The sequence below is a fragment of the Actibacterium lipolyticum genome (assembly GCF_900184935.1).
Classification (GTDB): Bacteria; Pseudomonadota; Alphaproteobacteria; order Rhodobacterales; family Rhodobacteraceae; genus Actibacterium_A; species Actibacterium_A lipolyticum.
Genome location: NZ_FXYE01000001.1, coordinates 577,543 through 589,888, shown reverse-complemented (window position 1 = coordinate 589,888; position 12,346 = coordinate 577,543). Strand labels below are relative to the sequence as shown.

The window sequence follows — 12,346 nt, the reverse complement described above, 5'->3', positions numbered from 1 at the left end:
TCGCCAATCACAAACAAAAAGAGCGCCCACATCAGGGGCGCCCTTAACAACGGTGATTTCGCAGTGTTGGCGCTTAGGCGCGCCCGTAAGCCTCTGCGATTGCAACGTCCATGGCTTCTGTCGGGGTTTGATCCGTCCATGACACAAGTTGGAACGCGGGGTAGAACCGCTCTGATGCGCTGACGGCGGCACCGATCATCCGGTCAATCTGGTCCGCGCTGGCGATCTGACCACCGGTCAACACCAGACCATAACGGTAAACCATCAGGCGCTGTTCATTCCAATACGTGAACGCACCCGCCCAGCACATGTCATTGGTACGGTTAAGTGCTTCGTATAGGTTGGGCAGCTTGTCCTCTGGCGGCTCCATCTCGAACGTGCAGATCAGGCGAAGAGTTTCATCGTAGGACGACCAAGCCAACGTGATGGAATAAGTGCGCCACTGCCCTTCGACCGCCATTGCGATCTGGTCGTCAGTTACGCGGTCAAAATCCCAATCATGATGTTCTGCAAGATGTTCGACGATATCGATCGGGTGCAATTCGTCTGTCTGATGAAAGTCTTCGGAAAGTGACATGCCCGGCCTCTTTGGTTGTAGCAAATCGCGGGTGGCAGCCCACAATGCTTAGGTGCCTGCTCTAGGTTCGGCAGTTTAGCACCGATACCCTTACTAGATATGGTGTGCCGAAAGGCATGAGCTGTAAAGAACATTTTTTGTGAATCTTTGGCGACAGCGCAGAAAGTTGTGGATAAGCCCAACTGTTGGGCAAACCAACCGGCCCACCGCTATCTGTTGTGTCGCTTGCCGGATTGGGGGTTAAATCAGTGTGCCCGTCCAGACAACCCGCCCCAGTATCTGAAGCGCCTCGCGCGCTGGCCCAACAAGGACGCGGGCGGATGCCTGTGGGGTGTCGTCGGTGACAATCAGAATGTCTTTGCCCTGCCATTGCAGGCGGCCAATCTTGGGCTGACCGCCTTCCACAAAGCACCAAAGATCCGGCCCACCGCTGCGTGACGCTGCGACATCAACAAGCGCGACAAGACCCTGCTTGTTATCCGGGGCCGCGAAACTAAGATTTTCGGCGATCAGCCCCGACTGCGCCAACCAACCGGATGAAAACGCCACAGGCCCCATTCCGCGCTGCCGCGCGGACCGATGCCAAGGGAAAGGCAGAAAACCTGCCCGCAACGCCTCTGGGGTGGCGAAGCCGGATGTCGTGACTGCCGGTGGATCCTCAGACACGCCCGGCACAGCGGGACGTTTGCCAAACTCTACGGGGATCGAAAGATACTCAAAAAGGCTGACAAGGCGATCAAAGCTGGGGACGCGACCCGCACGAATATCCCGGATCAGCCCGTCGTGGCCGACAACATCCATCGATGCACGGCGCGCGGACACACCTTTTTTCGCCAACCCCTCTTCGACGAGTTCACGCACACGCGCGCCAAGAGCTTCGGATTTCGCAGAATTCAATAGCATCCCTCTAAATGGCACGCATGCCGAGGCGGATAAATCTTATTACGCAATCAAGGCATATTTGTCTTGCGGTGGCAAGATTTATGTGCCTTACTGCAAGGGATAGCACTGATTGATAGAATCGGCACCGCCGCCCTTCGACAGGCATGGTACCGAACAAACCATTACCGCTTCCTTTCTACATTTCCATGGAAGGCTGCGATCGCTGACGAAAGGACACGCAGATATGCTGCAAGCCGCGATCTTAGACACGATCCCACCGCGAACTGGCCTACGCGGCAGGTATCTACCTCTCCATTCGATGCACTTGGAACCGACGTCAGAGAACAAACAAAAAATTAGGCAGGCAGAGCGTTTCGCGCAGTTGCAGACGCTCGTCCACTTTGCCGAACTTTACCGCGCTCAAATGCACTGCAACGACAGCGCACAAATGCGCGACTTTGCCATTTCTGCATTTTCCCGCACGTTGGAAGACATTCTGGAAGAGCTGACAGCCCTTAATGCAGACGGTGTTCTAACAGAGATTTCAGAATACCTGACAGCACAAACCAAGGAACAATAAGGGACGATTGCGCCTGACGTTCTCAACAAGGTAGTTCAGTAAAAGTTGTGCCGAGTTGTATCTCGGAAGGGGACGGCGTGCCCAAATATGGGCACGCCCGACACCCCGATTATTTAGACGCCGCTTCCAACGCGTCCAGCCGGGCTTTCAGCGATTCGTTTTCTTCGCGTGCTTTTTGCGCCATCGCGCGCACTGCGTCGAACTCTTCGCGTGTCACGAAATCACGATCTGCCAACCAGCGGTCGATCATGCTTTGAAAAGCATTTTCAGCCTCGCCCTTGGCACCTTGTGCAACACCCATGGCGTTGGTCATCAATTGGGACATATCGTCGAAAAACTTGTTCCGGCTCTGCATTGGACCCTCCGGCGTTACATTTGGTATCTATATGGGCTGCGCAGACGGGAAGCTCAAGGTTGACTTCGACGCAGCGCGACGCAAAAGAGGGGCCATCATGCAGGCAATCCTGAACTTCCCCGATATCAGCTCAGAGATCTTTTCGATCTCTATCTTCGGTTTTGACTTTGCGCTTCGCTGGTACGCGATGGCATATATCGTTGCCCTTCTGGCCGGATGGCGACTTGTCGTCCGTTTGATGCGCGCCGAACGGTTGTGGCCGGATAACCGCGCCCCGATGACGGCCGAACAAGTTGAAGAGCTTTTGACCTGGGTGATCCTAGGTGTGATTATCGGCGGCAGGCTTGGCTTTGTGCTGTTTTACAAGCCAGCGTATTACTTGGAAAATCCTCTGGAAATTCCGATTTTGTGGAATGGCGGCATGGCCTTCCACGGCGGACTTTTGGGTGTCATGGCTGCGCTGTTCTTGTTCTGCCGAAAGAACAAAATCACACTGATGTCCGCCGCTGATGCCCTTGCAATCGTGACACCGCTTGGCCTGCTTCTGGGGCGATTGGCCAACTTCGTAAACGCAGAGCTTTGGGGCCGCCCGTCTGACGTGCCTTGGGCTTTTGTTTTCCCGGACCCTCGCGCACAGATTTGCCCACCGGGCTGGGAAGGGCCGTGTGCGCGCCACCCCTCTCAGCTCTACGAAGCGGGGTTAGAGGGGCTGTTGCTTGGCGCGATCCTGTTGTTCCTTGTCTACCGGCGCGGCTGGCTAAAGGTGCCCGGCCAAATCGCGGGCGTGTTTTTCATCGGCTACGGTGCTTCACGCTTCTTTGTGGAATACTTCCGCCAAGCAGATGCCCAGTTCATCACACCCGAAAACCTAATTGGGTTTATCATCCACTCCAACGGCTTTGGCGTGACGATGGGCCAACTTCTATCGCTTCCTATGATCGCCTTGGGGGTCGCGCTGATCATCATCGCACGGCGACGAGCGTGAGCAAGCTTGCCGATATGCTAGCCCAGCGCATCGCAGCGACGGGGCCAATCACGCTTGCCGATTTTATGGCAGACGCCCTGCTTCACCCCGAACACGGGTATTACGCCACGCGCGACCCATTTGGCACCGCAGGTGATTTCACCACCGCCCCCGAGATCAGCCAGATGTTCGGCGAGATGTTGGGCCTGTTTCTGGCGCAGACGTGGGTGGATCAGGGGCAACCGGCCAATTTCACCTTGGCAGAGCCCGGACCGGGGCGCGGAACCCTTATGGCCGACATCCTGCGCGCGACCGCCGGTGTGCCGGGGTTTCATGCCGCCGCGAACGTCCACCTGATCGAAGCCTCCCCCACCTTGCGAAAGGTACAGCAGGAAAATCTGGCCGCCTATCAGGTCAACTGGCTGGACGATGTTTCCCAACTGCCCGATGCGCCACTTTATCTGGTTGCGAATGAATTCTTTGATGCGCTTCCCATTCGCCAGTTCCACCGCGACATCAATGGTTGGCGCGAAGTGCAGGTGACGCTAAGCGACGGCATCTTGGCCAAGGGTCTTTCCGCGCCAGCACCGATCGCGGCGCTGGATCATCGACTAGATGACACCAATCCCGGCGACATCGTCGAACTTTGCCCCAGCGCCACCGCGATTGTCGAACAAATCGCCGAACGTATCGAAGGTAATGGTGGCGTGGCGTTGTTTATCGACTATGGCGATTGGCGCTCGCTTGGCGATACGTTCCAAGCACTTAAGGCGCACAAGGTCATCGACCCGCTGACCCAAGTTGGCGATGCAGATCTGACAGCCCATGTGGACTTTGAGGCGTTGGCAGTGGCCGCCAAGGGCGTTGCCCACACGACGATGATCGGCCAAGGCATGCTGTTGGAACGGCTTGGCATCACCGCTCGTGCGCAGGCGCTGGCGCGAAATATGATCGGGAAGCCGCTTGAAAGCCACATCTCTGCACATCGCCGCTTGACCCACCCGCAGGAAATGGGAACGCTCTTCAAAACACTTGCCCTGCACCCCAAGGGCTCGCCCACACCACCGGGATTCGCACCATGACTTTGGAAATTCTGACCTCAGATGCATTGTCACCTATCCGCCATGGCTTTTTCACCCGCCGCGGCGGTGCTTCGTCTGGTGTGTTTAAGGGGCTGAACTGTGGTGTCGGCTCTTCTGACCTAACCGAGGTTGTTAAGATCAATCGCAGCCGGGTCGCCAGCACCATGGGCGTGGAACTTGATGCGCTGGTATCGGTGCATCAGGTGCATTCCGCCGATGTGATCGTTGTGGATGACCCTGCGGTGCAGCGCCCGCCCGCTGATGGTATCGTGACTGCAACGCCGGGGCTTGCACTTGCCATTCTGACGGCAGACTGCCAGCCCGTCCTCTTTGCAGATCAAACCGCTGGGGTCGTTGGCGCGGCCCACGCAGGCTGGAAAGGCGCGCTGTCTGGCGTGCTTGAGGCCACCGTAGAAAAGATGGAGACGCTGGGCGCGACACGTGAAAACATCACGGCCGTCGTGGGCCCCACCATCAGTCAGCGCGCCTATGAAGTTGGCCCAGAGTTTCTGGAAGCATTTCTAGACGAAGACCAAGCCTACGGGCGCTTCTTTGCAGGCGGCGAAGGTGGCAAAATGCAATTTGACCTGCCAGCCTTTGGGCTGCACCGCCTGCGCGAAGCTGGCGTTGGGCAGGCGACATGGACGCGGCATTGCACCTATTCCGACCCGGAACGGTTCTTTTCATACCGCCGCACGACCCACGCCGGAGAGGCCGATTATGGTCGGTTAATTTCGGTTATTCGGCTTTAGAGCCTGACCGCCACAATTCCTCCTTAACTTGACTTCAAGTGGTCACATTCCCGGCGTCACTACGGCCCAATCGTGGGCGAGATTGTGATCAACGGGGCGACTCGCCCAAACACCGCGCCAAACGCCAACTGAGGCACCCGGCACATTCAGGAGTGATTGATATGCAGAACAAACGCCGCTGGATGACTTCGGTTTTGGAAGAAACTGCGAAGACTGAGGTCAAGCTACCTTGGGCGCGTGAGAGCCGCACCGAAGAGACAGAAGCCCTCCCCCTGCTTCGCGTCGCAAGCAACTGATACCTAGACCAATCGGGCGCATGTCGCCCTTTATGACGGAATCACCCCGGGCATTCGCTCGGGGTTTTTGATTCGCCACATTTCCGAAGTGATTAGGGCGCGATTGGCGGTCAATCTGGAAACAATACGCAAAATATGCATGTATTTTACCTATTCCCCTTGCTTATTGGTAGATTCTTTTTGACAATATTAAGGCGCATAGGGCAGTTACGTTTTTAACGAAACACCTCTGCAAGTTTCATCGGTGGGGGCCGATGCAGATGTGACCAGATCTAAGGAACTGTTCGCATGGAAGACCCTCATTTTGCTGCCGCAGGCCTCGCGGTGGCGCCTCGGGCCTCAACAGGCCAAACTACGTCAGAACGTTTCGGCCGACGACCTCATGGTGCTTTGCCTCAAGCCCGCAGATATGAGATCGTCGGCCACACGTCTTCCGGTACAATCCAAAAGCTTTCAATTTCTGCACCTGCGTCGCCGTTTATCTCGGATGCGTTCGAAGGGTTCGCGCGCGGTTCGCTGATCGCGACGCCCGATGGGCCAGTCGCCATCGAAGATCTTGCGCCCGGTATGCTGATCGAAACAGCCGACAATGGGCCACAGCCGCTTCGTTGGATCGGGTCTACGATCATCTCATCCGAACGGTTTGATGAAACCCGCCCGCTGATCCGCTTTGCCAGCGATAGCTTGGGCATGGCGCGCCCTTCGCCCGATTTGATCCTTGGCCCAAGGGCACGCATCATGTTTCAACATGCGGGCTGTCGTCAGCTTTTTGACCGCCCCAGCGCCCTTGCCCCAGCCCGCGCCATGATCGACGGCGATAGCATTTTCGCCATGCGTTCAGTCGCGCCCGTTAAGGTCTATCACCTTGTGCTGGATGGGCAGCAGATCATCCTGGCCAACGGGGTAGAAACAGAAAGCTTTCATCCCGGTCCGCACGGTCAAGCACTGATGGACAACGACGAGCTTGAGCTGTTCCTAAGCCTGTTCCCACATATCAAGTCGATTGAGGATTTTGGCCCAGCCCCCTACCCGCGCCTAACCGCGTTCGAGTTGAATACACTTCAGGCTGGGTAACTTTACGACGCGCTGGTCAGGCGGGCCTCTAGCACATCAAAGGGTACGCCGGGTTCGTCCTTCGCGCAGCGAATAACCAGCGACGTCTTCACACTTCCCACATTGTCAGCAGAAGTCAGCTGTTCAGTCAGAAAGCTTTGAAAAGTCGATAGGTCAGGCGCGACGCATTTCAGAACAAAGTCCACCTCGCCGTTCAGCATATGGCATTCGCGCACAAGCGGCCAGTCGCGGCAGCGTGCTTCGAAAGCCGACAGGTCGGATTCGGCCTGACTTTGCAGACCGACCATCGCGAAGACCTGAACCTCAAAGCCCAGCTCGCGCGAATCCACGTCCGCATGGTATCCCCGAATGTACCCGGCCTCTTCCAAGGTACGGACGCGGCGCAGGCATGGCGGCGCAGAAATACCCACGCGCTTGGCCAACTCAACGTTGGTCATGCGCCCATCAGCCTGAAGCTCAGCTAGGATTTTGCGATCGATGGGATCAAGTTTGGACCCAGACATTCGGCTCTCCAGAAATTTTGCAGATGATACGAAGGTGCTAGTGGGAGCGCAATAATATTTCGCGCTTGCGCAACTTTTTGAACACCTCTAGTTCAGCGTTTTTCTCTGTGCACCGGTTCGTGAAGGGCCTTTTACGGGCCGTCCGGCATCGCTATATCGACCGATAAGCAGTTTTTGAAAGGGCCAGACATGGGCGACACGCGCCATACCAAACTTCTGATCATCGGGTCCGGCCCGGCAGGCTATACCGCAGCGGTTTATGGCGCACGTGCCATGCTGGAACCGTTGCTAATCCAAGGCATCCAACCCGGCGGTCAGCTGACCATCACCACCGAAGTCGAAAACTGGCCCGGTGAGACAGAGATTCAGGGCCCCGACCTGATGATCAAGATGGAAGAGCATGCCCGCGCCGTGGGCACCGAAATCATTTCGGATCACATCAGTTCGCTGGATCTGTCAAAGCGCCCGTTCACGGCGACATCCGACAGCGGCACCACATATACATGTGACGCGCTGATCCTTGCCACGGGCGCACAGGCGAAATGGCTTGGCCTACCATCGGAAGAGAAATTCAAAGGCTTCGGCGTTTCGGCCTGTGCCACCTGCGACGGCTTCTTCTATCGCGGCATGGAGGTCGTGGTTGTCGGCGGTGGCAACACAGCCGTCGAAGAGGCGCTGTTCCTGACAAACTTCGCGTCCAAGGTTACCTTGATCCACCGCCGCGATACCCTGCGGTCGGAGAAGATCCTTCAGGATCGTCTGTTCAAGAACCCCAAAGTCGAAATCCTGTGGGATCATTCGATCGAAGAGGTTGTCGGCGGCGAGAACCCATTGGGCGTTGAAGGTGTACGCGCCAAGAACGTCAAAACCGGCGAAATCACCGAAGTTCCATGTAAGGGCTTTTTCGTTGCAATCGGCCACGCGCCGGCATCCGAACTGGTGAAGGACAAGCTGGAAACCCACATGGGCGGCTATGTCGTGACCAAGCCTGACAGCACCGAAACCTCTATCCCCGGCGTATTTGCGGCGGGCGATTTGACGGACCACAAATACCGTCAGGCCGTCACCTCGGCCGGTATGGGCTGTATGGCCGCGCTGGAAGCAGAACGCTTTTTGGCCGAGAACGAATAACACTTTAGGGGATCAGCGGCGGAAAATTCCCCGCCGCTGGCCCCCAACTGCCTAATCCGGGCAATTTACTAATGTTCTTCAATGCGTTGCGTTCCCAGAACGCTTTTCTGGGTCATCGCGATTCCGCAACCTTTTTGCCGCAACTGCAAACGAAGCCCTCATCAAGCTTGATATTATAACCCAAACCGGTCTAGGCCCCGCCTGTATGGTCTTGTCCGAGTTGGGCTGGATCGAAGCGGCTGTGCCCGAGTGGGGTGCAGCCAAAATTTTAACGACACACAAAATCGAGTTGATGACATGTCGATGAACAACCTTGCTCCGATCCCGGAGTTGTACGTTTCCCATGAAAGCGCGCTGAAACTGAAAGACGAAGCTGGCGATCTGCCCAGCTGGGATCTGACACCGCGCCAAATCTGCGATCTTGAATTGCTGATGAACGGCGGCTTCAACCCGCTGAAAGGCTTTTTGACCGAAGAAGATTACAACGGCGTTGTTGATAACATGCGCCTTGCTGATGGCTCGCTTTGGCCGATGCCCATCAACCTGGATGTTTCCGAAGAATTCGCGGCTGGCCTTGAAGTTGGCCAAGACATCGCCCTGCGCGACCAAGAAGGCGTGATCCTGGCGATCATGTCCGTCACCGACAACTGGAAGCCAAACAAAGCAAAAGAAGCCGAAAAGGTTTTTGGTGCTGACGATCTGGCCCACCCTGCGGTGAACTATCTGCACAACTCTGCTGGCCCTGTTTACCTTGGTGGCCCGGTCACCGGCATTCAGCAACCCGTTCACTATGACTTCCGCGGTCGCCGCGACACGCCAAACGAACTGCGCGCCTATTTCCGCAAGCTGGGCTGGCGCCGCATCGTTGCGTTCCAAACGCGTAACCCGCTGCACCGCGCGCATCAGGAACTGACGTTCCGTGCCGCGAAAGAAGCGCAGGCAAACCTGTTGATCCACCCCGTTGTTGGTATGACCAAGCCGGGCGACGTTGATCACTTTACCCGCGTGCGTTGCTACGAAGCTGTTCTGGACAAGTACCCAGCAGCGACCACCAACATGAGCCTGCTGAACCTTGCCATGCGTATGGCTGGCCCGCGTGAGGCTGTTTGGCACGGTCTGATCCGCGCGAACCACGGCGTGACCCACTTCATCGTTGGTCGTGACCATGCTGGCCCCGGTAAAAACTCTGCCGGTGAAGATTTCTATGGCCCCTATGACGCTCAGGAACTGTTCCGCGAGCATCAAGAGGAAATGGGCATCGAAATGGTCGATTTCAAACACATGGTTTGGGTGCAAGAACGCGCACAATACGAACCTGCGGATGAGATCGAAGAAGGCGTTACTGTCCTGAACATCTCGGGCACGGAACTGCGTCGTCGTCTGGCCGAAGGTCTGGATATTCCAGAGTGGTTCTCTTTCCCCGAAGTGGTGAAAGAACTGCGCAAGACACGCCCACCACGCGCTCAGCAGGGTTTCACCGTATTCCTGACCGGCCTGTCCGGCTCCGGCAAATCCACCATCGCGAACGCTTTGATGGTCAAGCTGATGGAAATGGGTGGTCGCCCTGTGACGCTGTTGGACGGTGACGTGGTGCGTAAGCACCTGTCGTCCGAACTCGGCTTCTCGAAAGAGCACCGCGACATCAACATCAAGCGTATCGGTTACGTCGCATCCGAAATCACCAAAAACGGTGGTATCGCGATCTGTGCGCCGATTGCGCCTTACACTTCAACCCGCCGTTCGGTTCGTGAAATGATCGAAGCCTATGGCGCGTTCTGCGAAGTGCATGTTGCGACATCGCTGGAAGAGTGTGAACGCCGTGACCGCAAGGGCCTTTATAAGCTTGCGCGCGAAGGCAAGATCAAAGAGTTTACCGGCATTTCGGACCCATATGAAGAGCCCGCAAACGCAGAGCTGGTTGTGGATACTGAAGGCGTGGACGTTGATAACTGCGCGCATCAGGTTCTGCTGAAGCTGGAAGCAATGGGCCTGATCGCAGGCAACTAAGCCTAGATTAACCCGAAATTAAGAACGCCCCGGCCGCTTGGCTGGGGCGTTTTTCGTTCTGCCATCCGCCGCCTGCTGCAACGCGGAAAAACTGAGGGCGGATCAACGCCGCGCCCCTTGCAGGTTCAGCCAATCAGGCGTCCCGTTTTTTACGCATATATTTCAGCGTGGTACTGGGCATTTGCGGCGTTCGCCCGTGCAGGCCACAATTTTACCAAGCAATAAAATTACCAAAATATGCTGCCGTGCAGAATATTATTACGCGACGTCATGCAAATCCCTGATCGACAAGTTGCCACCCAATATACTGATAATGCGCACAATTTCGGGCTGTTGAGGGGCGGCTCCATCAACGGAGGATTAAATGGGTATATTTGACTATAAGGGGCGCGATGCGTCCGCCGAAATCGCCGAAGCTTATCAGTTGGCCAGTTATGCCAACGTGGCAAAGTTCGAAACGCTTCTGGATATTTTCGTACCGTCCGCCCCGGACCTGCCGGATGACTGGGTTCTGATCGACCCCGAAACACTGGGCGTTGACCCGGCGATGATGAACGGCGCGGGCTTTTACACCGGCGAAAACAGCAGCGCAGCCGAAGCACAGATCGTTGGCAAGTATGACGATGCTGGGAACCTGATCAAAATCTCTATCACTTACGCGGGCACCAACGGGGTGCTGGATATTGCTGATTACCCCGCCATGCTGGCCGACGACTATGTGGCAGAGTTTGACTATCTGCTAGCCGCAGTGGCCGAGTTCGCCCAAGGCCAGGGCATGACCGGCGAAGATGTGGTTGTGACTGGCTACAGCCTTGGTGCGGGCGCGGTGAACAACATGGCGACGATCAAGGAAGACGCCTATGGCGGGTTCTTCGACAATTCCGACTACTTCGCATTTGCTGTGCCAAAGATCACCGAAGACCCTGACGTGCTGAACATCGGCTTTGAAAATGATGTTGTGCACCGCATCGGCAGCACCGGCACCGATTTCTGGGAACTGGCGCTAAGCGGCGGGTTTAACGAGGATGTGGATTATTCCAACACCACCGGCAACCTTGTTCAGTTCAACGGATATTATGCGCAAGATTTCTATGACATCGGGCCATGGTCCATTCTGAACGTGCCCGAAGGATGGTTCGCCCACGTTCTGGGAGCCTTCACCAACCCGATCACCACGATGACCCGCTCCAACTTCGCGGCTGATATGGAGATCGACAGCGTGATCGTCGTTTCCCAGCTAACCGATTTCGAAGCGTCGCTATATTGGGTCGAGGATAAGACGGTGTCCTTCACCACCCGCGATCACAACGAACGTGCTTTCCTGTTGGGCACCGAAAATGATGACAAGATCCGCGATGGTGAATCCGACGATTTCTTGGATGGGTTCGAAGGCGATGATCGTTTCGACCTTGGCACCGGGAACGACACTGTGCACGGCGGCGCGGGAACAGACCGGGTGGATATGGCCGGGAACGTGGGCGATTACGAATTCGTGCGCCTGTCCGATGGCCGCGTCTTTGCCATCGACACAACGGGTGACAATGGCGTCGAAGAGCTGATCGAGTTGGAAGAGCTGGACTTCGGCTGGCACGAATACCGCCTTGATGCAGACGAGTTGGACGCCACATCCTGGTTCACTTCTGACCGCTCCTACTCCAGCGCGACAGAGGGCAGTACCGGTGGTGATGTCATGGCAGGCGGCAACGGACGGGATCGGTTGTTCGGGCTAGAGGGCGACGACACGCTTTCAGGCGGCGCAGGCGATGACTTCTTGCACGGAGATTCTGGGAAAGACACCCTAACCGGGGGCACAGGGAACGACATGCTGCTGGGCGGCGCGGGAGATGACCTGCTGATCGCCGATCAGGGGACAGATATCCTAAGTGGCGGGCTTGGCGCCGATGTCTTCGATCTGCGGCTTTCGGACGAGGCGGTAATTACCGACTTGAACCCCGGTGGGCATGACGATGGCGATGTGATCCTATTGTCATCTGCGCAGGCTGCATCGGTCAACGCTGCGCTGGCGTCGGCGGCGCAGTACGGCAACGATGTTCGCCTGTCGCTAAACGGGATTGATGTAACCTTGGAAAACACTTCCCTAAACGATCTGTCTGCGGATGACTTCCTGATCGTCTAAGAAACC

The 12,346-nt window shown here is 56.5% G+C and carries 14 protein-coding genes; 9 read left to right on the top strand and 5 right to left on the bottom strand.

Annotated elements, in window-relative coordinates; genetic code table 11:
* Nucleotides 1-73 precede the first annotated feature (73 nt).
* The gene (locus tag COL8621_RS02925; RefSeq protein WP_093965824.1) at nt 74-577 is read right to left on the bottom strand and encodes a type III secretion system chaperone family protein; all 504 of its coding nucleotides are present in this window, start codon (nt 575-577) and stop codon (nt 74-76) included.
* A 240-nt stretch (nt 578-817) separates the two neighbouring features.
* Nucleotides 818-1,474, bottom strand: a complete 657-nt coding sequence (locus COL8621_RS02920; RefSeq protein ID WP_141137811.1) for a hypothetical protein — start codon at nt 1,472-1,474, stop codon at nt 818-820.
* 115 nt (nt 1,475-1,589) lie between these two features.
* Here COL8621_RS02920 and COL8621_RS18955 point away from each other — a divergent pair, with 115 nt between their 5' ends.
* Nucleotides 1,590-2,039 (top strand): hypothetical protein, encoded by a 450-nt coding sequence (locus COL8621_RS18955; RefSeq protein WP_141137810.1) that lies wholly within the window; start codon nt 1,590-1,592, stop codon nt 2,037-2,039.
* A 109-nt stretch (nt 2,040-2,148) separates the two neighbouring features.
* Here COL8621_RS18955 and COL8621_RS02910 read toward each other — a convergent pair whose 3' ends face one another.
* On the bottom strand, nt 2,149-2,394 hold the full coding sequence (locus COL8621_RS02910) for an accessory factor UbiK family protein (protein WP_093965821.1): 246 nt from the start codon (nt 2,392-2,394) through the stop codon (nt 2,149-2,151).
* A gap of 97 nt (nt 2,395-2,491) precedes the next feature.
* Between COL8621_RS02910 and lgt the strand changes: the two genes are divergently transcribed.
* The 5 genes from lgt (at nt 2,492) to COL8621_RS02890 (ending at nt 6,562) form a co-directional block, all read left to right on the top strand.
* Nucleotides 2,492-3,379, top strand: a complete 888-nt coding sequence (lgt, locus tag COL8621_RS02905; RefSeq protein ID WP_093966884.1) for a prolipoprotein diacylglyceryl transferase — start codon at nt 2,492-2,494, stop codon at nt 3,377-3,379.
* Nucleotides 3,376-4,440 carry a class I SAM-dependent methyltransferase gene (locus COL8621_RS02900; RefSeq protein ID WP_235823712.1) on the top strand — a complete coding sequence of 355 codons (1,065 nt, stop codon included), beginning with the start codon at nt 3,376-3,378 and terminating at the stop codon, nt 4,438-4,440. The genes lgt and COL8621_RS02900 overlap by 4 nt, the downstream gene beginning before the upstream one ends.
* Complete coding sequence (gene pgeF / locus COL8621_RS02895) at nt 4,437-5,192, top strand: peptidoglycan editing factor PgeF (protein ID WP_093965820.1); 756 nt, start codon at nt 4,437-4,439, stop codon at nt 5,190-5,192. Before COL8621_RS02900 ends, pgeF begins: the two co-directional genes overlap by 4 nt.
* 161 nt (nt 5,193-5,353) lie before the next feature.
* Complete coding sequence (locus tag COL8621_RS19355) at nt 5,354-5,488, top strand: hypothetical protein (protein WP_268875507.1); 135 nt, start codon at nt 5,354-5,356, stop codon at nt 5,486-5,488.
* A 288-nt stretch (nt 5,489-5,776) separates the two neighbouring features.
* Complete coding sequence (locus tag COL8621_RS02890) at nt 5,777-6,562, top strand: Hint domain-containing protein (protein ID WP_093965819.1); 786 nt, start codon at nt 5,777-5,779, stop codon at nt 6,560-6,562.
* Between the two features lie 2 nt (nt 6,563-6,564).
* On the opposite strand, the gene COL8621_RS02885 is transcribed toward COL8621_RS02890, so the two are convergent.
* Nucleotides 6,565-7,065 carry an Lrp/AsnC family transcriptional regulator gene (locus COL8621_RS02885; protein ID WP_093965818.1) on the bottom strand — a complete coding sequence of 167 codons (501 nt, stop codon included), beginning with the start codon at nt 7,063-7,065 and terminating at the stop codon, nt 6,565-6,567.
* 189 nt (nt 7,066-7,254) lie between these two features.
* Here COL8621_RS02885 and trxB point away from each other — a divergent pair, with 189 nt between their 5' ends.
* On the top strand, nt 7,255-8,196 hold the full coding sequence (gene trxB / locus COL8621_RS02880) for a thioredoxin-disulfide reductase (protein WP_176438422.1): 942 nt from the start codon (nt 7,255-7,257) through the stop codon (nt 8,194-8,196).
* 297 nt (nt 8,197-8,493) lie between these two features.
* On the top strand, nt 8,494-10,203 hold the full coding sequence (locus COL8621_RS02875) for a bifunctional sulfate adenylyltransferase/adenylylsulfate kinase (RefSeq protein ID WP_093965816.1): 1,710 nt from the start codon (nt 8,494-8,496) through the stop codon (nt 10,201-10,203).
* Nucleotides 10,204-10,210: 7 nt separating this feature from the next.
* Here the strand turns inward: COL8621_RS02875 and COL8621_RS19350 are convergent, their stop codons facing one another.
* Nucleotides 10,211-10,336: a hypothetical protein gene (locus tag COL8621_RS19350; RefSeq protein WP_268875506.1), complete on the bottom strand. Its 126-nt coding sequence runs from the start codon at nt 10,334-10,336 to the stop codon at nt 10,211-10,213.
* A gap of 231 nt (nt 10,337-10,567) precedes the next feature.
* Here COL8621_RS19350 and COL8621_RS18950 point away from each other — a divergent pair, with 231 nt between their 5' ends.
* Nucleotides 10,568-12,340 (top strand): calcium-binding protein, encoded by a 1,773-nt coding sequence (locus COL8621_RS18950; protein WP_141137809.1) that lies wholly within the window; start codon nt 10,568-10,570, stop codon nt 12,338-12,340.
* Nucleotides 12,341-12,346: the final 6 nt, after the last annotated feature.

Excerpts from the sequence above, each read along its gene's own strand:
- COL8621_RS02925 (WP_093965824.1), bottom strand. The coding sequence starts at position 577 with ATGTCACTTTCCGAAGACTTTCATCAGACAGACGAATTGCACCCGATC.
- COL8621_RS02910 (WP_093965821.1), bottom strand. The coding sequence starts at position 2,394 with ATGCAGAGCCGGAACAAGTTTTTCGACGATATGTCCCAATTGATGACC.
- lgt (WP_093966884.1), top strand. The coding sequence starts at position 2,492 with ATGCAGGCAATCCTGAACTTCCCCGATATCAGCTCAGAGATCTTTTCG.
- pgeF (WP_093965820.1), top strand. The coding sequence starts at position 4,437 with ATGACTTTGGAAATTCTGACCTCAGATGCATTGTCACCTATCCGCCAT.
- COL8621_RS19355 (WP_268875507.1), top strand. The coding sequence starts at position 5,354 with ATGCAGAACAAACGCCGCTGGATGACTTCGGTTTTGGAAGAAACTGCG.
- COL8621_RS02890 (WP_093965819.1), top strand. The coding sequence starts at position 5,777 with ATGGAAGACCCTCATTTTGCTGCCGCAGGCCTCGCGGTGGCGCCTCGG.
- COL8621_RS02885 (WP_093965818.1), bottom strand. The coding sequence starts at position 7,065 with ATGTCTGGGTCCAAACTTGATCCCATCGATCGCAAAATCCTAGCTGAG.
- trxB (WP_176438422.1), top strand. The coding sequence starts at position 7,255 with ATGGGCGACACGCGCCATACCAAACTTCTGATCATCGGGTCCGGCCCG.
- COL8621_RS02875 (WP_093965816.1), top strand. The coding sequence starts at position 8,494 with ATGTCGATGAACAACCTTGCTCCGATCCCGGAGTTGTACGTTTCCCAT.
- COL8621_RS18950 (WP_141137809.1), top strand. The coding sequence starts at position 10,568 with ATGGGTATATTTGACTATAAGGGGCGCGATGCGTCCGCCGAAATCGCC.